21 protein-coding genes are annotated in these 21,755 nt (G+C 48.0%); 11 read left to right on the top strand and 10 right to left on the bottom strand.

Annotated features, from left to right (window positions below):
• Nucleotides 1-123: 123 nt before the first annotated feature.
• From JK154_RS02865 to JK154_RS02850, 4 genes are all read right to left on the bottom strand, one after another.
• A complete protein-coding gene (locus JK154_RS02865) occupies nucleotides 124-3,261 on the bottom strand; it encodes a CusA/CzcA family heavy metal efflux RND transporter (protein WP_211991007.1) in 3,138 nt (1,045 codons plus the stop codon).
• Between the two features lie 9 nt (nucleotides 3,262-3,270).
• Entirely contained in the window at nucleotides 3,271-4,536 is a 1,266-nt protein-coding gene (locus JK154_RS02860; RefSeq protein ID WP_211991006.1) for an efflux RND transporter periplasmic adaptor subunit, read from the bottom strand.
• Nucleotides 4,537-4,635: 99 nt separating this feature from the next.
• Nucleotides 4,636-4,980, bottom strand: coding sequence for a copper-binding protein (locus tag JK154_RS02855; protein WP_211991005.1), 345 nt, complete (start codon nucleotides 4,978-4,980; stop codon nucleotides 4,636-4,638).
• 22 nt (nucleotides 4,981-5,002) lie between these two features.
• Entirely contained in the window at nucleotides 5,003-6,388 is a 1,386-nt protein-coding gene (locus JK154_RS02850; protein ID WP_211991004.1) for a Cu(I)/Ag(I) efflux RND transporter outer membrane protein, read from the bottom strand.
• A 188-nt stretch (nucleotides 6,389-6,576) separates the two neighbouring features.
• Between JK154_RS02850 and JK154_RS02845 the strand changes: the two genes are divergently transcribed.
• Nucleotides 6,577-7,260 (top strand): copper/silver response regulator transcription factor, encoded by a 684-nt coding sequence (locus tag JK154_RS02845; RefSeq protein WP_211991003.1) that lies wholly within the window; start codon nucleotides 6,577-6,579, stop codon nucleotides 7,258-7,260.
• Complete coding sequence (locus JK154_RS02840; protein ID WP_211991002.1) at nucleotides 7,250-8,698, top strand: Cu(+)/Ag(+) sensor histidine kinase; 1,449 nt, start codon at nucleotides 7,250-7,252, stop codon at nucleotides 8,696-8,698. The genes JK154_RS02845 and JK154_RS02840 overlap by 11 nt, the downstream gene beginning before the upstream one ends.
• Nucleotides 8,699-8,774: 76 nt before the next feature.
• On the opposite strand, the gene murQ is transcribed toward JK154_RS02840, so the two are convergent.
• Nucleotides 8,775-9,674: an N-acetylmuramic acid 6-phosphate etherase gene (murQ, locus tag JK154_RS02835; protein WP_211991341.1), complete on the bottom strand. Its 900-nt coding sequence runs from the start codon at nucleotides 9,672-9,674 to the stop codon at nucleotides 8,775-8,777.
• Between the two features lie 349 nt (nucleotides 9,675-10,023).
• Between murQ and JK154_RS02830 the strand changes: the two genes are divergently transcribed.
• Nucleotides 10,024-10,881, top strand: coding sequence for an SIS domain-containing protein (locus JK154_RS02830; RefSeq protein WP_211991001.1), 858 nt, complete (start codon nucleotides 10,024-10,026; stop codon nucleotides 10,879-10,881).
• 186 nt (nucleotides 10,882-11,067) lie between these two features.
• Entirely contained in the window at nucleotides 11,068-11,988 is a 921-nt protein-coding gene (locus tag JK154_RS02825) for a bestrophin family ion channel (protein WP_211991000.1), read from the top strand.
• A 46-nt stretch (nucleotides 11,989-12,034) separates the two neighbouring features.
• On the opposite strand, the gene JK154_RS02820 is transcribed toward JK154_RS02825, so the two are convergent.
• Nucleotides 12,035-12,445 carry a rhodanese-like domain-containing protein gene (locus JK154_RS02820; protein ID WP_211990999.1) on the bottom strand — a complete coding sequence of 137 codons (411 nt, stop codon included), beginning with the start codon at nucleotides 12,443-12,445 and terminating at the stop codon, nucleotides 12,035-12,037.
• Nucleotides 12,446-12,535: 90 nt separating this feature from the next.
• Here JK154_RS02820 and ftrA point away from each other — a divergent pair, with 90 nt between their 5' ends.
• Nucleotides 12,536-13,519: a transcriptional regulator FtrA gene (gene ftrA, locus JK154_RS02815; RefSeq protein ID WP_211990998.1), complete on the top strand. Its 984-nt coding sequence runs from the start codon at nucleotides 12,536-12,538 to the stop codon at nucleotides 13,517-13,519.
• A 426-nt stretch (nucleotides 13,520-13,945) separates the two neighbouring features.
• Nucleotides 13,946-14,704 carry a trans-aconitate 2-methyltransferase gene (gene tam / locus JK154_RS02810; RefSeq protein WP_211990997.1) on the top strand — a complete coding sequence of 253 codons (759 nt, stop codon included), beginning with the start codon at nucleotides 13,946-13,948 and terminating at the stop codon, nucleotides 14,702-14,704.
• Between the two features lie 55 nt (nucleotides 14,705-14,759).
• Here the strand turns inward: tam and JK154_RS02805 are convergent, their stop codons facing one another.
• Nucleotides 14,760-15,194, bottom strand: a complete 435-nt coding sequence (locus tag JK154_RS02805) for a multidrug/biocide efflux PACE transporter (protein ID WP_211990996.1) — start codon at nucleotides 15,192-15,194, stop codon at nucleotides 14,760-14,762.
• 88 nt (nucleotides 15,195-15,282) lie between these two features.
• On the opposite strand from JK154_RS02805, the gene JK154_RS02800 reads away from it, so the two are divergent.
• Both JK154_RS02800 and JK154_RS02795 read left to right on the top strand, forming a co-directional pair.
• Nucleotides 15,283-16,152 (top strand): LysR family transcriptional regulator, encoded by an 870-nt coding sequence (locus tag JK154_RS02800; protein ID WP_211990995.1) that lies wholly within the window; start codon nucleotides 15,283-15,285, stop codon nucleotides 16,150-16,152.
• An 87-nt stretch (nucleotides 16,153-16,239) separates the two neighbouring features.
• Nucleotides 16,240-16,863: a LysE family translocator gene (locus tag JK154_RS02795; protein WP_211990994.1), complete on the top strand. Its 624-nt coding sequence runs from the start codon at nucleotides 16,240-16,242 to the stop codon at nucleotides 16,861-16,863.
• 62 nt (nucleotides 16,864-16,925) lie between these two features.
• On the opposite strand, the gene JK154_RS02790 is transcribed toward JK154_RS02795, so the two are convergent.
• Both JK154_RS02790 and dcp read right to left on the bottom strand, forming a co-directional pair.
• The gene (locus tag JK154_RS02790) at nucleotides 16,926-17,114 is read right to left on the bottom strand and encodes a YdiH family protein (protein WP_211990993.1); all 189 of its coding nucleotides are present in this window, start codon (nucleotides 17,112-17,114) and stop codon (nucleotides 16,926-16,928) included.
• Nucleotides 17,115-17,200: 86 nt separating this feature from the next.
• Nucleotides 17,201-19,246, bottom strand: coding sequence for a peptidyl-dipeptidase Dcp (gene dcp / locus JK154_RS02785; protein WP_211990992.1), 2,046 nt, complete (start codon nucleotides 19,244-19,246; stop codon nucleotides 17,201-17,203).
• Nucleotides 19,247-19,456: 210 nt separating this feature from the next.
• Between dcp and ydfG the strand changes: the two genes are divergently transcribed.
• Entirely contained in the window at nucleotides 19,457-20,206 is a 750-nt protein-coding gene (ydfG, locus tag JK154_RS02780; protein WP_211990991.1) for a bifunctional NADP-dependent 3-hydroxy acid dehydrogenase/3-hydroxypropionate dehydrogenase YdfG, read from the top strand.
• A gap of 84 nt (nucleotides 20,207-20,290) precedes the next feature.
• Here the strand turns inward: ydfG and JK154_RS02775 are convergent, their stop codons facing one another.
• Nucleotides 20,291-20,617, bottom strand: coding sequence for a YnfA family protein (locus JK154_RS02775; RefSeq protein WP_211990990.1), 327 nt, complete (start codon nucleotides 20,615-20,617; stop codon nucleotides 20,291-20,293).
• Between the two features lie 106 nt (nucleotides 20,618-20,723).
• Between JK154_RS02775 and JK154_RS02770 the strand changes: the two genes are divergently transcribed.
• Nucleotides 20,724-21,068, top strand: coding sequence for a DUF1283 family protein (locus tag JK154_RS02770; RefSeq protein WP_211990989.1), 345 nt, complete (start codon nucleotides 20,724-20,726; stop codon nucleotides 21,066-21,068).
• Nucleotides 21,069-21,125: 57 nt separating this feature from the next.
• The gene (gene speG / locus JK154_RS02765; protein WP_211990988.1) at nucleotides 21,126-21,647 is read left to right on the top strand and encodes a spermidine N1-acetyltransferase; all 522 of its coding nucleotides are present in this window, start codon (nucleotides 21,126-21,128) and stop codon (nucleotides 21,645-21,647) included.
• Nucleotides 21,648-21,755: the final 108 nt, after the last annotated feature.

The raw sequence follows: 21,755 nt of genomic DNA, 5'->3' as shown, positions 1-21,755 counted from the left end.
GTCAGGGATGAGATCGATCCCTGACCCCTGTTGTGGCCGCTCACCCGCCGTTCAGGGTATCTCACGCCCCCGTCCCGGTCTTTTTTTGTGACAACGTAACAAAATTATTCCCCTGAAGATGCATTACCGCGGGTGTCTGTGCAGCCAAATAAGCTTGTACGCGGCAGGGATGATAAATAACGAAAGCAATGGGGCGGTGATCATCCCGCCAATCATGGGGGCCGCAATTCGACTCATGACCTCCGATCCTGCCCCTGTCCCCCAGAGTATTGGCAACAGCCCGGCCAGGATTACCGCCACTGTCATCGCTTTTGGCCGGATCCGCAATACCGCGCCATGATACAGAGCATTATCCAGGGCCTGTTCACTAAAGGTGTCGGACGCTGAAAGGGAGGCATCTGCATTGATTGCCTGACGCAAGTACAGCAGCATCACCACGCCGAACTCTGCCGCCAGTCCGGCCAGAGCAATAAATCCGGTCCCCGTAGCGACAGAAAGATGGAACCCTTGCCAGTAGAGAAACCAAATCCCCCCCACCAAGGCAAACGGTAAACTTAATAAAATAAGCAAGGCTTCATCGACCCGGCGGAAAGCCAGATAGAGCAGCACAAAGATAATCATCACCGTCATCGGAATCATCAGCTTAAGCTTTTTAGTGGCATGCTCCAGTAGTTCAAACTGACCAGAGAACGTCACACTGGTACCGGGTTTAAGTGTGACCTGGCTGTTAATAGCTGTTTTTAAATCACCCACGACGGAAACCATGTCACGCCCTCGGGCATCTATATAGATCCAGTTACTGGGTCGTGCATTTTCAGTTTTCAGCATATTCGGCCCGGTTGCCACATGAATATCTGCCACATCCCCGAGGGTGATCTGCTGTTTTGTCGGCGTCAGCACAGGTAACCGTTTTAACGCTTCAGGACTGTCGCGATAGGCTTGTGGGTAGCGAACGGTGATCGGATACCGGGCGATACCCTCCACGACTTCCCCGGTTTGGGAGCCTCCAATCGCGGTGCTGACAAACAGCTGTACATCATCAATATTCATCCCGTAACGGGCTGCTTTTTCCCGGTTAATATCAAGGGTAATATAACGCCCCCCTTCCAGTTTCTCCGCCAGGGCAGAGGTAACACCGGGTACCCCACGGGCAACCTCAGCGATACGCTGGGCTGTTTCATCAAGATCGGCCAGCACTGTACCCGAAACTTTAATCCCTATCGGGCTTTTAATTCCGGTGGATAACATATCAATACGATTACGGATCGGTGAGACCCACAGGTTGGCAAGTCCAGGTAACCTCACGACCTTATCCAGTTCTTCAATCAGCTTTTCTGGTGTCATGCCCGCACGCCACTCACTCGGGGGTTTTAACTGAATCGTGGTTTCCAGCATTTCCAGAGGGGCGGAGTCGGTCGCACTGTCAGCCCGGCCAGACTTGCCAAATACCGTTGCGACTTCAGGCACAGTTTTAATCAGACGGTCAGTCGTTTGTAACAAGGCTCGCGCTTGTGCCTGAGAGATCCCCGGCAATGTGGAGGGCATATAGAGTAAATCCCCTTCATTAATTGACGGAAGAAATTCCCCCCCCACTTTGCTCAATGGCCAGAGCACCGTCAAAATTGAGAAGAATGCCACTGCCAGGGTCAGTTTAGGCCAGTGCAGCACGCGCAGCAGTAGCGGGTGATAGATCCTGATCAGGCCGCGATTTAACGGATTACGAGTCTCTGCCGGAATGTTACCGCGAATAAACAACCCCATTAAAATGGGAATGACCGTGATAGCCAGCAGGGCCGCGCCTGCCATAGCATAGGTTTTAGTAAAGGCTAACGGGCCAAATAAACGGCCTTCTTGCCCCTCCAGGGTAAAAATAGGAATGAAAGACAGGGTAATAATCAGCAGGCTGATAAACAGTGCGGGGCCCACTTCAACGGAGGCCTCAGTAATCACCCCCCAACGAGTGGTATTGCCCATGGTTTCCCCTGGGTGCTGATATTGCCACTCTTCCAGCCGCTTGTGGGCGTTCTCTATCATCACCACTGCAGCATCAACCATTGCCCCAACAGCGATGGCGATCCCCCCCAACGACATGATATTGGCGTTAATCCCCTGGAATCGCATGACAATAAAAGCGATAAACAACCCCAGCGGCAGTGAGATAATCGCCACCAGCGCAGAGCGGAGATGCCAGAGAAAGAGCCCACAAACCAGGCCAACCGCAAGGAACTCTTCCAGTAGTTTAAAACTCAGGTTATCAATAGCACGGCCTATGAGTTTGCTGCGGTCATAGGTCGTGACCAGTTCCACGCCTGCGGGTAGACTGCTCCTCAACGTGTTCAGCTTATCTTTAACCGCTGTTATCACCTCCCTGGCATTTTTCCCGGAACGTAAAATAATGACACCCCCCGCGACTTCACCATCACCGTTCAATTCAGACATTCCTCTACGCATTTCCGGGCCGGTCTGTATTCTGGCGACTTGCTTTAAATAAATGGGGACACCCTCCCCCCCAACGGCAAGAACAATCTGGTTGAAATCGTCAATTGATTGCAAGTAACCGGTGGCCCGTACCATATACTCGCTTTCAGCCCGTTCAATGGAAGATCCACCAACCTCTTGATTGGCGGCATTCAGCGCGGTAGTCACCTGCTGTAATGTAATGCCGTACTGGGCCAGTTTCAGTGGATCGACCTGAACCTGATACGCTTTGACCATCCCCCCGACAGAGGCAACTTCAGACACATTCGGGATAGTTTTCAGCTCATATTTTAAAAACCAGTCCTGCAAAGCCCGGAGCTCGCCCAGATCATGGTGACCCGTTTTATCCACCAGGGCATATTCAAAGATCCAGCCCACACCGGTTGCATCAGGGCCTATCTCAGAGCGTACTCCCGACGGGAGTTTGTTCTGGGCCTGATTCAGGTACTCCATCACCCGGGAGCGGGCCCAATACTGGTCAGTTCCCTCTTCAAAGATGACATATACCCAAGAGTCACCATACTGAGAAAACCCCCGCACCGTTTTGGCCCCGGGAACGGATAGCATCGTGGTGGTCAGTGGATAGGTGACTTGATTTTCCACAATCTGTGGTGACTGCCCGGGATAAGACGTTTTGATAATTACCTGTACATCAGAAAGGTCAGGCAAGGCATCCACCGGGGTATTGACCAGCGTCCAGCCCCCCCATACGCTCAAGAAAAATGCGGCCAGTATCACCAGGAAGCGGTTGGCGACAGAACGCCGGATAATCCATGTAATCATCAGGGTTCCTTAATGTTCAGAATGATCTGCATGTGTCATCGGGGAGGCGCTCTGATTCTCCAGCCGTTGCAGTGCGCCGTTGATATTGACTTCGGAATCAATCAAGAACAAACCGTTAACCACCACGTTCTCCCCTTCACTCAGGCCCTCAATAGCCGCATATGATTGTGATTCCTGTATCAGCCTGATGGCCTTCGGCACGAAATTCCCCTGCGGACCCACGGTAATAACCCGCTGTTGCTTACCTGTGTCGATGATGGCTTCGGCAGGTATCAGTAAACTTTCTGGCCCCTGAAGATCGAGTGCCACATACGCATTCATCCCCGGTTTTAATCGTTCCTGTTTATTAGTGACCTGCAAACGTACCTGCAAGGTGCGCGTCTCAGGATCCGCACCTGGCAATAAGTACCACTGCTCAATCGGAAAAACTTCATCCGGGTAAGCGGGTATCGAAAGTCTGAACTGCGTTGATGTTTTGAGAAGTGGAGCGAGAGACTCGGGTACTGCAACACTGACCCAAACCGGGTCAATCCCCTGGATTTGTGCAATCACTTTATCTTTTGATATATTCATCCCGTTACGTAAATCAAAGAGGGTCAGTACCCCGTCAATCGGCGCTTTCAGGGTAAAGCGCGTCTGGATTTCACGTTGTCGGCGCAAGCGCTGAATGTCCTCCTCAGGCATTCCGGCCAGCCGTAAACGTTCAAGTATCCCTCCCATTTGGGCTCCATTACCGTGGGTTGATGACAGCAGCAGGTATTCGCTCTGGGCCTCAACCCAGGCCGGGATGGTCATCTCCGCCAGTGGTGTCCCCCGTGCCACCTTATCCCCCAGTGTCAGCGGGAAGACCCGTTCCACAAAACCATCAGCGCGAGCCTGTAGCGAGGAAAACTGGTAGTCGTTAAAGCGAATACTGCCCGGTAGCCTCTCAGCGAACGGTAACGATCCCTTACGCACTCTTTCGGTTTTCAGCCCGAGGTTCTGAAGTAACCCCGGATGGATATGCACCCCATTTTGCCCATCACTGGGCTGCACTTCATCCCGGTACTTCGCGACCAAATCCATATCCATAAATGGTGACTTACCGGGTTTATCAAATTGAACATCGGGGCGCATCGGGTCATACCAAAACAGAATGTCTTTATCTGTGGGCAATGTAGATATAGCTGTAGACTCATGGGGGAATAAGTAATAATTCGCTGTCATAATAATAATTCCGCCCAGAATAAAGCTGCTTATTATACTGACGGTGTATTTTAATCTTAAAGAAACCATAGCTGTTCCTGCCGTGCGGGAATAACTCCGACGCTTTATATAAAGTATCACCCGGGAAGTAAATTATCTGTTGAACTTAAAAGGGATGTGTATTAATTATTACTCTGGCTGAATATCCTGTAACACATAATCATTTCCTTGTTGGAAAAAAGAAAATTTTACCCGATTGCCAGGCGCTAATTTTTTCAGCGGGTCAGTCGCTGGTGAAAATTTAAATCGCATGGTCATGGCAGGCCAGTTAAGCCCGGGGATAGCACCATGGGCAATGGTGACTTTGTGCTGAATGAAATCAATGGCTTTAATCTCACCACTGCCTGTGCTGACCACGTCTTTCAGTGAAAGATTACTATGATGCTGGTCATGATGCATTTCACTGGCCTGAACAGAACAGGCAAAATGCAGCGAAAGAAGCCCGAAAAAAATAATGCCAGCGGTGAATTTCATATAGTGTTCTCCTGAATAAAAATCATGCTTTCCAGCCACCACCAAGAGCGGCAAATAAATTAACTTCATTGATACTTTGTGCATACTGTAAATCGACAATGGCTTGCCTGGTAATAAACAATGAACGTTCCGCGTCTAATACATTAAGATAACTGACCACACCATCAGAATATAATTTTTGCGCACGTTGCAATGATATATTTAATGAATCACGGTAATGCTCCTGGCTAGTGAGTTGTGCTCGTAAACTCTCACGGATGGCTAAACTGTCCGCAACCTGTTTAAACGCATTTTGAATTTTTTGTTGATAATTCACCCGTGCTTGTTGCTGAGTAATATTAGCCAGTGTAAGGTTCGCTTCATTCCGAGCCCCATTAAATAAGGGTAACTCTATTTTGGGCACAAAACGCCACAAACCACTCCCTGCATCGAACAGGCTGGTCAGCTCACTGCTGCTGCCTGACAAACCACTGGTGAGGTTAATAGCGGGGTAAAATGCTGCCCTGGCAACACCAATATTGGCATTGGCAGCTTTAATCTGGTATTCCGCCTGTAAAATATCCGAACGTTGTCGCAGTATTTCTGAAGACAGATGTGCTGGTAACCTGACCGGGTGAAGATGGATACCGCTACCTGATGCCTTCAGAGGCTGGGGTTGGTAGTAACCCAGCAATAACTGGAGCGCATTAGTGGCCTGTGACAGCTCCCCTTGCCGTTTGGCAATGTCAGCATCTGTGCTGGCAATGATCCCCCGGGCCTGTTCCATGGCCAGTACATTACTTGCCCCACTGACGACTTGTTGCTCGACCAGTGCAGCAGCCTGCTGATAGTTACGACGCGTCTCAAGCGCTATATACAGTTGCTCCTGAGCCTGCTGTTGGCTGAAATAGCTGCGGGAAACCGCCGATACCAGCAAGAGATAGACATCCCGCCGGGCGGCCTCGCTGGCAAACAGGTTCTGCTTTTCTGCTTCACTACTGTTCTTTAGCCTGGCAAAGAAGTCCAGTTCAAAACTCAAGTCCAGCCCGGCATCATAGCGTTTATCCGTTCCGTTATCTCCGGCCAGTGCCCCTTGATATTCAGCACTGGATGTCCCATTCAGTTGCGGGGAGCGATTTGCGTTAGTCGCGGCGTATTGTGCCCGGGCCTGCTGTACCTTCAGCGCCGCCATTTTTATATCCGGGTTATGACGTAATGCTTCATCAATCAGTTGCTGAACCCATGGGTCAGTAAAAAAATTGCGCCAGCCTGAGTCCTGCCATCCTTCAGTATCCGGTACTAATCCGTTATGGGATAACGAGAACTGCTGGGGCACAGGCAGTTCCGGAGGATGATAATCCGGTGCCAGGTTTACGCAACCGGTCAGGAACAATACCGAGCTAAATCCCCAGGCTTTTAATCTGAACATATGAATTCTCACCACAACAGGCCGGCCTGCGGCATCCAAATAATAACGGTATACCCGTACCTTAGCGGAGGGACTCTGTTGGCGGGGTGACAGGATAATGACAACCTTGTCATTATTGGATGAAGCCGTTGATATCATCCCCCGGGATATTAGAATGGGCAGCAGAGAGCGGGACACAGGATAGGCAGATGAAAATTTTGATTGTCGAAGATGAAGTCAAAGCAGGTGAATATCTGTGTAAAGGACTTCATGAGGCGGGTTTTGTGGTTAATCTTGCGGATAATGGCCTGAATGGGTACCACCTTGCCATGACTGACGACTATGACCTGGTCATTCTGGATATTATGCTGCCTGATGTGAATGGCTGGGACATTGTGCGCCTGTTACGCAATGGGAATAAAGGCATGCCTATCCTGCTTCTGACCGCACTTGGTACTGTTGAACACCGGGTAAAAGGTCTTGAACTGGGGGCTGACGACTATTTGATTAAACCTTTTGCCTTTGCGGAACTCCTGGCCCGGGTACGCACGTTGCTACGTCGTGGCGCTACAGTGATTCAGGAGAGCCAGTTTCAAATTGCCGACCTGACCCTCGACCTGGTATCACACAAGGTTCGACGAGGTCATACCCGGATAAATTTGACCAGCAAAGAGTTTACCCTGCTGGAGTTTTTCATGCGTCATCAGGGGGAAGTACTACCACGATCACTGATTGCTTCCCAAGTCTGGGATATGAATTTTGACAGTGATACCAACGCCATCGATGTTGCCGTTAAACGCTTGCGCGCAAAAATAGACAATGATTACGAACCCAAACTCATTCAGACCGTGCGTGGGGTCGGATATATGTTAGAGGTTGCGGATGAAGTTTAGCCCTGCGGGCCGCCCCTTCTCATTAAAGATACGACTGACTTTTTTTATCAGTCTGGCGACGATTATCGCCTTTGTCATATTAACCAGCATTATGCTTAATTCAGTGAAAAATCATTTTGCTGAAATGGATGTTAAAGATCTGAATAAAATCAAGATGACTATTTCATCTATTCTGCTGAATCCTGCCGAGTCAGAAGCACAGAAGGTCGAAAAAATCAGTGTTATTCTGGCCAGTTATCGTCACATTTCAGTGCTGTTACTTAATTCAGAAAACCAGATGCTCTACCAGTCTCCTGACGGGCCCAATCTGCTTCCGATACTGAAGACCCGAAATTTTGTGGAGAGCCTGAAGTCTGGCAAGGTTTTTCAGTGGCGGGATGCCACACTTAACAGCGTAAGCCAGGATGATAATTCCCAAAAGGTCTACCGGATCATTGCCGCCTCTGCCAGTGCTCCTTACCATGATAAAAATTCCACCTGTACTTTTGTCGTCTCCTTTTCCATTGATTTTCACCTGCATTATCTTGATGAATTGAAATATAACTTATGGCTTATCGCCGCGGTGATGTGCCTGCTGATTGTGTTAATTGTTCTGTTTGCCGTGCATAAAGGGCATACCCCCCTGCGCCATGTCAGTATGCAGATTAAGAATATCTCGTCAGAAAACCTGGATGTCAGGCTGGATCCAGAACAAGTGCCTGTCGAGCTCGAACAACTCGTCATCTCGTTTAATCATATGATTGAACGTATCGAGGATGTCTTTACCCGACAGGCCAATTTTTCAGCCGATATCGCCCACGAAATCCGCACCCCGATAACCAACCTGGTCACACAAACCGAAATTGCCCTGAGCCAGCCGCGCAGTAAAAAAGATCTGGAGGATGTGCTCTACTCCAGTCTTGAAGAGTATAACCGTATGGCTAAGATGGTCAGTGATATGCTGTTCCTCGCCCAGGCCGATAATCGCCAGTTGATCATTGAGCATACCCCCATCGATCTGCGCGCGGAAACGCTGCGAGTCTGTGAGTTTTTTGAAGCCTGGGCAGAAGAGCGGAATGTCACACTGGATATCCGTGGTCATGCCGGCTGGGTTGCCGGAGATGCCCTGATGCTAAGGCGAGCCATTAATAATCTGCTATCAAATGCCATTCGCTATACCCCTGAGGGGCAGTCGGTACAAGTGACACTCAGCAACCAGGATGAATGGGTAAAATTAGTGATTGCCAATACCGGTGTCGTTATTGGACCCGCGCATCTGCCCCGCTTATTTGACCGTTTTTATCGGGTAGACCCTGCACGTCAGCGCAAAACCGAGGGGAGCGGTATTGGCCTGGCCATTGTCAAATCGATTATTTCCGTACACCTGGGGAAAATATCCGTCGAGTCAGATAAGGTATCGACACGCTTTACCTTGTTATTGCCACGCTTAATCAGCTGATGTCATGCGCGCTCATGGGGCTACTGTGATCAGGCCTGTCCGCCCCCCGATCACAGAGTTGTATTACGAAACGGACTCACTTACTGAGGGCCTGTCGTATAAACCCGTTGTTTTTATTCAATAATGTACTGGCCTCACCCGCAGATAACCCGCTCAGTATCATTAAAATGGCCGTTTTGCAGTGACGCTGGCAGGCATTAAGTGCCTGATCTGCCTCTTCCGCTGAACAGTCCGTGGCTTGCATGACAATATTGACCTGTCGCTGGATGAGTTTGGCATTGGTCGCTTCGACATCGACCATCAAATTGCCGTAAACTTTACCACTACGGATCATTGAGCCGGTGGTTAGCATATTGAGCACTAATTTTTGGGCCGTACCTGCTTTCATACGTGAAGAGCCGGTCACCACTTCGGGGCCAACAACAATATCGATAGCAATATCAGCGCACAGACTCATCGCACTCCCGGGATTACAGGATACAGAGGCCACTGTTGCCCCGACACTTTTTGCATAGTCCATCGCTCCCAGCACATAGGGTGTACGCCCACTTGCCGCAATACCGACCAGCACATCTTTCTCATTGAAGTTTATGTTTTTTAAGTCCTGAGCACCCATTTCAAGGCTGTCTTCTGCGTTTTCTACCGCTTGTAGAATAGCTTTATGCCCCCCGGCTATCATCCCTACCACCTGAGAGGCCGGTGTGCCATAGGTCGGTGGACATTCACTGGCATCCAGAATGCCTAAACGCCCGGACGTCCCGGCACCGCTATAGATCAACCGTCCTCCTTGAGAAAACGCGTTTACAATCGCGTCCACGGTTTGTGCTATCTGGGGTAACACCGCCTCAACGGCAAGGGGAACCTTTTTATCTTCCTGATTAATAACAGTTAACATATCAATCGTGGATAAGGTATCAATTTCAGCACTTGCAGGATTACGACTCTCAGTAATCATTTTTTCTAAATTAATTTTCATCATGCTATCCATTAAAGTTATCTACTGACTATCATATGGAATATTCTATTACTATCAAGTGATCTTAATCACGTAAAAATAATTACGCAGTACAGTGTTAATAATAGCAATCGCAAGAAATATTTCGATAAGTGCATTAAAATTCAATAAATATTGAGGAAGCATGGTCCGGAACACCCAGTTAATAAAAAGGAATAAATTATTATTTTAGCGCCTGTTGCTTGAGGTTTTAGCCTGTTCCGCTTCTGCCTGTTGCCCCTTGTGGAAGGTTTCATCCTTTCCGGATTTCCCTCCCGCTTGCTTCGTCGTTATGATAGAGCTCCTTGCTTTTCATATCGGGTGAACTCTGATGCGCTGCTTACAACGAATTTCCCTTAATAAAGATAAATTCACACCAGGTGAACGACGGATCGCTGACTATCTTTTAGCCCACCCGGAAAGACTCAAACAGTGTTCATCCCAGGGGATCGCTGGCCAGTTGAACATCAGTCAGTCCAGCATCGTAAAGTTTGCCAAGCGATTGAACTTTAAGGGGTTTACTGAGCTTAAAATGGCGCTGATCGAAGAGTGGGGACAGCTGAATACCCAAAGTAACCTGATCAGCGAGCATTTGCACAGCAGCATCAGTATTAATGATAGCCCGGCAGTTATCGCTGAAAAGCTCTGCCTGGAAAAACAACAAGCATTAAGAAACTCCACAGATAATCTGGACATGGCCCAGCTGGAGCAGACCATCACGGTGATAAAATCAGCACGCAGGATCCAAATCACCGGTATTGGTGGTTCAGCCCTGGTAGGGAAAGATTTGGCGTATAAACTGATGAAAATTGGCTATCCCGTTATGAGCGAAATGGACAGCCATGTACAGATAACTGTTGCCCAGTCGTTAGGCCCCGGAGATGTACAGATCGTCATTTCCTACTCAGGTTCACTCAAAGAGATTTTACTGGCGGCAAACGTTGCAAAAAATAACGGTGCGACACTGATTGCCGTGACATCATTACAAGACAGTCCCTTACGCTCGCTGGCGGATTATACGCTGGATACCCTGGCCGAAGAGACCCGCTGGCGTAGTTCTTCCATCTCCGCGCGTACTGCCCAGAATACGATTACTGACCTGCTTTTTGTCTGCCTGCTACAAGCGGACAATGAACGAAGTCAGCAGTATATTAGCCGCAGTAAAGAGATGATTGATCAGTTGAAGTAAACAATGGCGGTCAATGCTAACGGTTGCGCTACTCTCCTGCCAACCGCTCACTCTTTATTGAGACAATAAGCATAAAATAGTGACACTGTCACTATCTTCATTAACATATAAAACACACTCCTTGTTGATCTCCACCCTGATTCTGCCGTTAAATAACGCATTCCTATTACTACCCCGATAACCTTTATGATTGTTCGTCCCAATCAGCACTGGCTGACACGTCTGTTTGTCTGGCACGGTTCAGTGCTGGAAAAAATATACTCGCGACTGCTACTGAACCTTATCCTGTCTATTAGCGTCATCTTCTTTCTGCCCTGGTATGAGACGCTCGGCGTCAAGTTAACAATGGCCCCTTTTAGCGTCCTGGGCGTGGCAATCGCTATCTTCCTGGGGTTCCGTAACAGTGTCTGCTATGCGCGTTTTAATGAAGCGCGTATTTTGTGGGGACAGCTTGCTATCACCTCACGCTCACTGCTCCGGGAGGTCAAAACCGTGACCGGGCAACACCCGGGATCTGTTCGGACATTTATTAATCTACAACTGGCGTTTTGCCACAGCCTGCGCATGTCCCTGCGCAAACTACCACAACCGGAAATACTGAGCCGCTATCTGTCCCCTGAACACGTCTCCTGGGTGAGTCAGAGCCACGCCTGCCATAATCGTATTCTGGTATTGATGGGGGAATGGTTAAATGAAAAACGTCAGCAAGGCCTGCTCTCTGATATTCTGTGGCAGAGTCTTAATGAGCACCTCAACACCCTTTCCAGCATATCCGGGGGCTGTGAACGAATTCTCTCTACCCCGCTGCCCTTTGCATATAGCCTGATACTGCACCGCACTGTCTATATTTTCTGTATTATGCTGCCGTTCGCACTTGTGCCAGACCTGCACTACATGACCCCGTTTCTGTCGGTGTTTATTTCTTATACTTTTATTGCGCTCGACTCACTGGCCGAAGAGCTGGAAGACCCCTTCGGCACCGAAGATAACGACCTGCCACTGGATGCCATTTGTGTTTCCATCGAGCGTGATATCCGGGATATGAATAATGACAACACTAATTTACCGTCGGCCTTAAAGCCGGATCGTTATTATCGTCTCTACTAATCTGTCAGAAATAGCCTTATCCCCTGGACTAAGGCTACTTTTCTGGTCACTGGCCTGAATGGCCCAATGATACTAAAGTAAAGCCTTCATCCAGCCAGCCGGTTATTCCACCCAGCATCAGTTTCACAGGGCGCCCTGACAGGGCGAGTTTCAGCGCCGCACGGTCAGCACCATTACAGTGGGGGCCGGCACAATAGACAACAAACAGCGTTTCAGCGGGCCAGCATGCTAACCGTTCCGCGGTAATATGCGTGTGATGCAAATGTATTGCACCAGGAATATGTCCAGATAAATAGGATTCTTCAGAGCCAATCACATGTAACAGAACAAAGGGCGGTGCCCCTCGTTGTATCGCTGCATGAACATCTGCACAATCTGTCTCAAGAGAGAGTTTTTGCCTGAAATGGGCCGCGGCAAGACTTGCATCAGCGGTCAGGACATCAGTAACATTACACATAAACACCCCATACTCGGTTAATGAGAGTTTATTGTGTGATATCTGGATATGAGTTGACTGCCAGCAAAGATGACGATTAACGTATAGATCATGACAAAAACATCCCGGAATGTAGAAAATTCACTGGTGGTAGCACTGGCTTATGACGGGCTCTGCACATTTGAGTTCAGTATTGCTGTCGAGATTTTTGGATTACCGCGCCCGGAAATGGGAGACAACTGGTACCGTTTTTTAGTTGCTGCTATTGAAGACGGCCCCATTCGGGCAACCGGGGGGATTAGAATGGTCGTTGATGGTGAACTTTCACTGCTGGAGCAGGCTGGTACTATCATTGTCCCTGGATGGCGGCATATTGATGCCCCGGTTCCCAAAACATTATGCTCCGCATTACAGGCCGCCCACCAGCGTGGAGCCCGTATTTTGTCTATTTGTTCCGGTGTTTTCGTGCTTGCCGCAGCTGGATTGCTGCAAGGCAAACAGTCCACAACCCACTGGCGGTATACCGCTGCGTTAGCCGAGCGTTATCCTGAAACAAAGGTGATCCCTGATGTACTTTATATTGATAATGGCAATATTTTAACTTCTGCGGGTAGTGCGGCTGGTATTGATTTGTGTCTGTACCTGGTGCGCCGTGACTTTGGAGCGACGATTGCCAACCAGGTCGCCCGGCGTCTGGTTACCCCACCCCATCGCCAGGGGGGACAGACGCAAATTATTGAATGCGCGTTACCGACGGAATATGAAAGTGAGCGTTTTGCACCGCTGTTTGACTATCTCCACAACCACCTTGAACAGCCTCACACGCTGGGAAGTATGGCCAGCCATGTGGGCATGAGCGAACGAACTTTTTTACGCCGTTTTGAAGCCGCGACCGGCACCACACCAGCACGCTGGTTGTTACAGTCAAGGTTACAAAAATGCATTGATTTTCTTGAAAATAGTCATTTCAGTATCGATATCATCGCAGAAAAAACAGGTTTCTCAAGTGCTGCAAATCTACGCCACCACTTTCGTAAAAATTTATTGAATGCACCACAAAAATACAGGAAATCATTCACACTCAAAAAACATTAAATCTATTTCCAAAACAATTGCCGCTTTGAGTAAAGTATTGAAAAAATCATTTTATACTTTATTTTATTCTACCGTATCATCATTCACGACGAATATCCCCGCAGCCCTGCGTCTATATTAAGTCATTTCAGATCTATTTTTATACCCGTTCACATAATCTCTTTCATCTATTATGCATGCATCACCGGTTGCTGCGTAATAAACGACAGAGTACCGCAGTGCGGCCTTAAATTTGATCTCTGTGTTCAGGTTTAGCAGGCTCATATTCAGCAAAAATCATCATTGGTTACGTTAGTTGTTTTTTTCACATATATGAATTATACCTACTACAATAAGAGCTATAAGGTAGGTCATTAATAGTGCTTGTTATATTAAATCTTTAAAGTTTCAATAGAGTTTGAACGACCAGTAATTGAAGGTAATGAAATGCAGGACTGGAACCCAATATCTTATTTACAATTCGCGACAGAACGTACCCGCCCGGCTGAAGAGTTAGCTAACCGAATTAATTACCCTCAGGCCAGATCCATTATTGATCTGGGTTGCGGCCCAGGAAATTCGACCGCCGTATTATGCAAGAAGTATCCTGTGGCAAAAATTGTCGGTATCGATAATTCCCCTGCCATGCTGGAAAAAGCCCGAAACATGCTGCCAGGTTGTCAATTTGAAGCAGCTGATATCAGCAACTGGCGATCCCAGAAGAAGCAAGATGTCATTTTTGCCAATGCGTCTTTGCACTGGATAAACAACCACGACGTATTATTACCACATCTGGTGAGCCAGCTCGTGCCCCAGGGGGTACTGGCAATTCAAATGCCAGACAACTGGCAGGAACAGACACACCGTCTGATGCGTGATGTTGCCGAAGAACTCAATGCGCCTTTTTATCATCAAAACACGGTTCTCAAGGCTGAGTCCTATTACCATTTACTCAGTCAGGCGGGTTGTCAGGTCGATATCTGGCGGACAACTTATTTCCACGAGCTTCCGTCCACCCAGGCCATTATTGACTGGTTGCTTACGACAGGATTGCGCCGTTTTGTGAATAACTTAAACCTGCAACAGCAAGAAGCCTATCTCCAGCGCTACCACAAGTTACTCAACGAACACTACAAAGAGCAGGACAATGGCAAGGTACTTATGCCCTTCCCGCGCCTGTTTATCGTGGCGCGTAGGATGGTATAGAAAAACAGCAAAGCCAGATTATTAATAAATCTGGCTTTGCTGACATATGCTGCGGCTATCTCTCTGTAACGTGTCGTAGACGACGAGCGCGTAGCCAGTCGTAGCAGGCATTAAAAATAATGGTGTAAGGCAAGAAAAACAGAAAGAAACCGATCTCTACCATTAATGCTTCAAGCAATGAGATCTGCAACATCCATGCCGCCAGGGGTAAACCAATCAGAATAAACCCACCTTCAAACCCCAGGGCGTGGCCCACCCGTAAAATGAAGCCTCGCGGCCTTCCAGGCAGGAAAAATTTATCAAAACCTGCGTTATAAATCATGTTCCATAACATGGCGACAGTGGACAGCATGATAGCCAATGCCCCCATCTGAAACAGGGGCTTATCCATTAACCAGGCCGCTGTCGGCGCACAGATAGCCAGCGCGATCACTTCAAACGACACCGCATGAATAATACGCTCGCCCAGGCTACGATTCTGCTTTTTCATCCACTCACTCCCTCTCACTGAATGGGCTTATTATCATCGTAATTCATGATACAATTAAGTTAGTATCCATCTATAAAAGCGATAGATAATGCACTATTCACCTGAAGCTCTCGAAGCTTTTCTCTATGTTGTTGAGACAGGATCATTTTCTGCAACAGCCCGTAAACTCAAAAAAAGTCAGTCGACTATCAGTACGGCGATAGCCAATCTGGAGCTTGATCTTGGTGTTACCCTGTTTGATCGCAACAGCCGCTACCCTGTCATTACTCAAGATGGGTTACGGGTATTGCCTTATGTTAAAGCCATTTTTACAGCCAATGAGCGGCTCGAAGCACTTTCCGTCAGGCTGACAAATAATATTGAATCCCGTCTCAGTTTTGTCCTCTCTGACCTATGGGAAACGGCGCATCACGAGTCGATTTTGCAACAGTTCTCTGAACGTTACCCTGATACGGAATTTGAATGCATTATTGCCGAAGATGATGACGTGATTGACTCAATTCAATCAGGCCGTTCACATGTGGGCGTATTGCGGGTACAAAAAAAATACCCTGTAGATATCTCTACAGCTCGTCTTCAGGTAGGCACGGAGATGGCTATTTTTATCCGGCAGGATAACCCCCTGGCCCGGCTCGACAACGTTGATATTGATGCGTTACAAACCGTGCGCCAGCTCGTGTTGAAAACCTATGTTAGTCCGGATAATGTGCTTTCTACTGGCCCGGTCTGGTCATCACCATCTTTGCTCATGCTACTTGAAATGGCTGAACAAGGTTTTGGCTGGGGAGTACTGCCCCGCTGGCTGGTGCTGCAATTTGGTCATCACGTTTTGAAGGAGTTATCCGTAGAAGGCTGGCCACAGTTGTTTGAAGTAGACGTCATCTGGTCGAATAAAAATCCACCCGGACCGGCGGGACGCTGGCTAATTGATGAACTACATCATCGACAGCCCACGTAGTCACTTTATGACGAAAAGATAAAATAGTGATTGTCTGTACTGCTGCTCCACGTTATTAATTTTATTTTTCCTGTGGGATAAAAACCAATGAACACCATCACAACCCTGTTTGCTATTGCTGCAACAATTGGCTTAGGTGCCATCAGCCCTGGCCCGAGTTTTGTTTACGTCGCGCAAAACGCCGTCGCCCGCTCTCGGAGCCATGGTTTGGCAACGGCGCTGGGTACCGGCGTGGGAGCCGCTATATTTGCTCTACTGGCCGTGCTCGGTCTGCAAGCTTTTTTACTCGCCGTGCCAGTCGCTTATACCGCTCTTAAAATTGCCGGGGGTATCTATTTGCTGTGGCTCGCTTATAAAATGATACGCCACGCCAGGGCCCCTCTGTCGATGGGACATGCCGCCACTGGTGAAAAAAGTCTGATGGCGACATTTCGTGATGGCCTGTTCACCCAGTTAAGTAATCCTAAAACCGCGGTGGTTTTTGCCAGTATTTTTACTGCGTTGTTACCCCGGGAAGTTCCTGCTTACTACTATATTGCGCTGCCATTGATAAGTTTTATTATCGATGCAGGCTGGTATTCCTTAGTGACTGTCGCCTTATCTACCGAACGTTCACGCCATGTCTATATTCGGTTCAAAACGGCTATTGATAGAGTGGCGGGAAGTGTCATGGCTGTGCTGGGCCTGAAACTGATCATGTCTTCCCGCTAGGGAGCCGCTGGTTTAAGCTAACAAGGCCTTCAGGCAGAAACCCTGTGCTGGCCTTTTTATCGCTAGTGTATTCCCAGCTGCCTTGCATAAGATATTTCTTCACGCAGTTCTCTTGTGGTTAACCCCTGCAGATCAGCAAACTCCAGCGTCAGTTGCTGGAGCTTACTAAGATACTGGGCTGGTGTTAGTGGTTTATCCTCCCGGCGAAGGAATTCAATCGCTAACATTACTGGCGTCATTCTGGTGTCCATTTTTTCCTCTTAATTGCACATAAACGAAATATAATTATAGCCGCAATCTTAGGGTTTGAGCAAAAAATAACCAGAATTATTGGCGGTTATTCGACCAGCCCACGATTTTTTAACATAGGTTCACGCAACGGGGCGTGTCCACGCCAGTTCTCATAAAGCTGTTCAAGATCCCGGCTATTACCACGCGACAGAATCGCATCCCGAAAACGCTGACCATTCTCACGAGTCAGCCCACCCTGCTCGACAAACCACTGATAGCCGTCATCCGCCAGCATTTGTGTCCAAATATAGGCGTAGTAACCCGCCGCGTATCCCCCGGCAAAAATATGGGCAAAATAGCTGCTGCGATAACGGGGGGGAACACTTTCCAGCGAAACCTGTTCACTCTCCAGCATCTGCTCTTCCTGTAAGCTGACATTTTCAATGTGATCATCGCTGTTCAGGGTATGCCAGCGTAAATCCAGTAATGCCGCCGCCAGCAGCTCGGTCATGTCGTAACCTTTATTAAATTGTGCTGATCGGAAAAGCTGTTCTCGCAATGCATCAGGCATCGGGGCACCACTTTGATAATGGCAAGCATAGTGAGCAAAAACATCAGGCTGGCTTGCCCAGTGTTCATTAATTTGCGACGGGAACTCTACAAAATCACGGGGAGTATTGGTGCCAGACAGTGTCGAATAACGCTGGCTAGCAAAAAGGCCATGCAAGGTATGGCCAAATTCATGAAATAACGTGGTGACATCATCCCAGGACAGTAGCGCGGGCTGCCCAGAAACCGGTTTTAGATAATTACAGACATTATAGATAACTGGCAATGCACTGTGCAGTGTGGATTGTTCAACAAAATTACCCATCCATGCCCCACCAGACTTGCTATTACGGGCAAAAAAATCACCGTAGAACAGTGCCATACCACGGCCATCTGCATCAAAAATTTCCCATACCTGCACATCCTGGTGGTAAACAGGAATATCAAAACGCTCTACAAATTTGATCCCAAAAAGTTGACTGGCAGCCCAAAAAACGCCCTTATGGAGCACATTGTTTAATTCAAAATAGGGTTTTATCTGTCGGGCATCGAGATGATACTGCTCACGTTTGAGTTGTTCTGCGTAGAACTGCCAGTCCCATGCTTTCAGCTCATATCCACACTGCTGTTTATCCATAATCTGCTGAATCGCCTGCTGCTCACGCCCCGCTCTTGCTGTCGCCGCCGGCACAATTTCACGCATAAAATTTAATGCCGCGGCGGGAGTCTTTGCCATCTGATCGGCGATTTTCCATGCTGCGAAATTCTCAAACCCGAGTAATGCTGCCTGCTCCGCACGCAATGTAACCAAACGAGCAATAATAGCCTGTGTATCATTCTCATCATGTTGTTGTGCCCGATTCCAGCCTGCATGAAACAGTTTTTCCCTTGTTTCGCGGTGCGTCAGTGTCTGTAACGCCGGTTGTTGTGTGAAGTTGAGTAATGGGATCACCCAGCACCCTGCCTGGCCATTTTCTGCAGCTGTCTGTGCTGCGGTGGCAATTTCACTGCTCGTTAAACCATCCAGATACTGCAAATCATCAACGACTAATGCGGCTGCTTTATTTGCAGCATGGAGTCGTTGATTAAACTGGCTGGTTAATTGAGCGATTTCTTTATTAAGCGCTTTGATTCTGGTCTTTTCGGACGTATTCAGCGTTGCCCCTGACAAACTAAAAGACTGCCAGACGACTTCCACCAGACGTAATGATTCACTGTCCAGGGATAATTGATGACGCTGTTGGTAGAGGGCATCAAGGCGACTGAATAGGCGCTCATTGAGCCGAATATCATCCGTCAGGGCTGCCAGTTCGCTGGAGATCTCCGCTTCCAGTTGATCAAGATAGTCATTGGTATGGGCAGCGACCATGGCATAGAAAATAGGTGTTACCTGCCCCAACATCCCCCCGCTCTTTTCAAGTGCCAGGTAAGTATTGTCAAAGGTAGGGGCATCGGGATTATTGGCGATCGCGGCGACTTCAGCCCGCTTAAGGCCAATCGCTTCATTAAATGCCGGACGGTAATGCTCATCCCTCAAACGATCAAAATGCGGTGCCTGATAGGGTAAGACACTAACAGCCAGCAACGGGTTTTCATGTGCCATGGGTTACTCCAAAAATGTAAAAAGGTATTGATAACGTAGAGATACGTTACACAGAGAAAGAGATTTATCCGTTATATATAAAGGATGGCAGTGAGTTTTCCCTTGTCAACGCCAAAAATGGCCATTTTAAATGGTGAAATATATTTATGCATTACCCTGAGAGTTTGTCGTGATAAGGTAATCCAAAAAGTAAACACAGAGGAGACCGTGATGATTATTTTGGTTACAGGGGCAACTGCAGGTTTTGGTGAAAGTATTACTCGCCATTTTATCAAGAATGGCCATCGCGTGATTGCCACAGGGCGCCGTCAGGAACGTCTTGATGCTCTGCAGAAGGAACTCGGAGACGCGCTTTTTACTTTGGCGCTTGATGTACGTTCCCGCCCGGCAACAGAAAAAGCACTGGCTGAACTACCACAAGACTGGCGTAATATTGACGTGCTTGTTAATAATGCCGGCCTGGCCTTAGGGTTAGAACCTGCCCAGAGAGCCAGCCTTGATGACTGGGAAACGATGATAGATACGAATAATAAAGGACTGGTCTATATGACCCATGCCGTGCTCCCGGGCATGGTTGAGCGTAATCAGGGCCATATTATTAATATCGGTTCCACTGCCGGGCGCTGGCCTTATGCTGGTGGCAATGTATACGGTGCGACCAAAGCCTTTGTTCGTCAGTTCAGCCTGAATTTGCGGGCAGATCTCCAAAAAACGGCCCTGCGTGTTACGGATATCGAACCAGGTCTGGTGGGCGGGACGGAGTTCTCTAACGTCCGCTTTAAAGGAGACGATGCTAAAGTTGAACAAACCTATGAGAATACCAACGCCTTAACACCGGAAGATGTGACTGAAGCCGTATGGTGGGTGGCTAACTTACCAAAACACGTCAATATAAATACCCTGGAGATGATGCCTGTCAGCCAAAGTTTTGCAGGCCTGAGTGTCAATCGTCAGAGTTAATTAATAACACCACGTACAGGAAGCAGAAGTCATTCCAGCACTGCATCACTTTTGCTTCCCGTTATCACATACCCGCCTGGTGTGTCAGGCTTTTCCCCAACCAGCAACAATAATGAGCATTCCACAGCCCGCAATAATCGCCCCACTCCAGTCATAAACGCTGAGTTTAACCCCATCAACAAATCGTAACCACAGCAACGCCGTTATCACATAGACGCCACCGTAAGCCGCATAGACACGTCCGCTGGCAGCGGGATGCAGAGTCAGTAACCAGACAAAAATGGTCAAAGAGAGCGCCGCCGGAACTAATAGCCATGGCGATCCAGCACGCTTTAGCCACAGCCATGGTAAAAAGCAGCCAATAATTTCTGCCAGTGCCGTGATAAAAAAAAGCAACGTTGTTTTAATCATAGTGTCAGAATAATCGGATTATAAGTGCTGGATGCCGGCAAGATAGGCGCTGACATTCAGCAATGGTATACTGCAAAGAAGTGCAACACCTTAAAAGGAAACGGTTATGAAGACAAGCCTTCTCAAACCTTTAACAACAGTCAGCCTCGCTCTGGTATTAAGTGCTTTCTCACTCACTCATTTTGCCCATGCTGAAACCAGCAAACTGATTATTGAATCGGGTGACAGTGCTCAGAGCAAGCAACATGCCAGTATGGAAAAAGAACAGTGGAATGACACTCGTTCACTGCGCACTAAAGTCAATAAACGGGTTGAGAAAGATTTCGATAAGGATAACGCTGCTTTAGACTTGCGCGACAAATGTCTGGAGAGTGTTGACGTGAATGTTTACTGGGAACCCAATACACAACGTTGTCTCGATCGCCGTAATGGCCGCACCGCGACCCCTTAATCTCTTTCATCGTTATGCTCCTGGTCGTCAGGAGCTTATCTATCTTCAGAGTCCATCATGAGCAGCGATTTAGCTATCAAACTTCGTCCACTTGAGCGTGAAGATCTCCGTTTTGTCCATCAGCTGGATAATAATGCCAGCGTGATGCGCTACTGGTTTGAAGAACCCTACGAAGCTTTTGTTGAGTTGTCAGATCTCTACGACAAACATATTCATGATCAAAGTGAGCGACGCTTTGTGATTGAGTGTAATGGTGATAAAGCCGGTCTGGTTGAACTGGTTGAAATCAACCATATTCACCGCCGGGCTGAATTCCAAATAATTATCTCTCCGGATTACCAGGGCCGTGGGCTGGCTTCCCGGGCCGCCCGGCTGGCAATGGATTATGGCTTCAGTGTTCTTAATTTGTACAAGTTATATCTTATCGTCGATAAAGAAAATGAGAAAGCGATTCATATCTATAAGAAATTAGGTTTTATCGTCGAAGGCGAATTGATAGATGAATTTTTCAGTAACGGTCAGTATCGCACAACTATTCGTATGTGCCTTTTTCAGCATCAATTTTTAAAACAACGTTAGTATGCGGGGAACAGCCGACAAAAAATGAGTGATGACTTTTTGCAACCAGATAACCTGAGTAAACGGATAGCAATATATTCCCGTACAGTTATCCGTTACTCAAAATTT

Origin of the sequence: Citrobacter sp. JGM124 (genome assembly GCF_018257795.1) — a bacterium.
Classification (GTDB): domain Bacteria; phylum Pseudomonadota; class Gammaproteobacteria; order Enterobacterales; family Enterobacteriaceae; genus JGM124.
Note: the sequence above shows the minus strand (reverse complement) of the source record. Positions and strands in the feature narration are given on the sequence as shown.

Excerpts from the sequence above, each read along its gene's own strand:
- murQ (WP_211991341.1), bottom strand. The coding sequence starts at position 9,674 with ATGAAAATTAATTTAGAAAAAATGATTACTGAGAGTCGTAATCCTGCA.
- JK154_RS02805 (WP_211990996.1), bottom strand. The coding sequence starts at position 15,194 with ATGAAAAAGCAGAATCGTAGCCTGGGCGAGCGTATTATTCATGCGGTG.
- JK154_RS02770 (WP_211990989.1), top strand. The coding sequence starts at position 20,724 with ATGAAGACAAGCCTTCTCAAACCTTTAACAACAGTCAGCCTCGCTCTG.
- JK154_RS02845 (WP_211991003.1), top strand. The coding sequence starts at position 6,577 with ATGAAAATTTTGATTGTCGAAGATGAAGTCAAAGCAGGTGAATATCTG.
- ftrA (WP_211990998.1), top strand. The coding sequence starts at position 12,536 with ATGACAAAAACATCCCGGAATGTAGAAAATTCACTGGTGGTAGCACTG.
- JK154_RS02800 (WP_211990995.1), top strand. The coding sequence starts at position 15,283 with ATGCACTATTCACCTGAAGCTCTCGAAGCTTTTCTCTATGTTGTTGAG.
- JK154_RS02865 (WP_211991007.1), bottom strand. The coding sequence starts at position 3,261 with ATGATTACATGGATTATCCGGCGTTCTGTCGCCAACCGCTTCCTGGTG.
- JK154_RS02850 (WP_211991004.1), bottom strand. The coding sequence starts at position 6,388 with ATGTTCAGATTAAAAGCCTGGGGATTTAGCTCGGTATTGTTCCTGACC.
- JK154_RS02840 (WP_211991002.1), top strand. The coding sequence starts at position 7,250 with ATGAAGTTTAGCCCTGCGGGCCGCCCCTTCTCATTAAAGATACGACTG.
- dcp (WP_211990992.1), bottom strand. The coding sequence starts at position 19,246 with ATGGCACATGAAAACCCGTTGCTGGCTGTTAGTGTCTTACCCTATCAG.
- JK154_RS02830 (WP_211991001.1), top strand. The coding sequence starts at position 10,024 with ATGCGCTGCTTACAACGAATTTCCCTTAATAAAGATAAATTCACACCA.
- JK154_RS02795 (WP_211990994.1), top strand. The coding sequence starts at position 16,240 with ATGAACACCATCACAACCCTGTTTGCTATTGCTGCAACAATTGGCTTA.
- speG (WP_211990988.1), top strand. The coding sequence starts at position 21,126 with ATGAGCAGCGATTTAGCTATCAAACTTCGTCCACTTGAGCGTGAAGAT.
- JK154_RS02860 (WP_211991006.1), bottom strand. The coding sequence starts at position 4,536 with ATGGTTTCTTTAAGATTAAAATACACCGTCAGTATAATAAGCAGCTTT.
- tam (WP_211990997.1), top strand. The coding sequence starts at position 13,946 with ATGCAGGACTGGAACCCAATATCTTATTTACAATTCGCGACAGAACGT.
- JK154_RS02820 (WP_211990999.1), bottom strand. The coding sequence starts at position 12,445 with ATGTGTAATGTTACTGATGTCCTGACCGCTGATGCAAGTCTTGCCGCG.
- JK154_RS02825 (WP_211991000.1), top strand. The coding sequence starts at position 11,068 with ATGATTGTTCGTCCCAATCAGCACTGGCTGACACGTCTGTTTGTCTGG.
- JK154_RS02775 (WP_211990990.1), bottom strand. The coding sequence starts at position 20,617 with ATGATTAAAACAACGTTGCTTTTTTTTATCACGGCACTGGCAGAAATT.
- JK154_RS02790 (WP_211990993.1), bottom strand. The coding sequence starts at position 17,114 with ATGGACACCAGAATGACGCCAGTAATGTTAGCGATTGAATTCCTTCGC.
- ydfG (WP_211990991.1), top strand. The coding sequence starts at position 19,457 with ATGATTATTTTGGTTACAGGGGCAACTGCAGGTTTTGGTGAAAGTATT.
- JK154_RS02855 (WP_211991005.1), bottom strand. The coding sequence starts at position 4,980 with ATGAAATTCACCGCTGGCATTATTTTTTTCGGGCTTCTTTCGCTGCAT.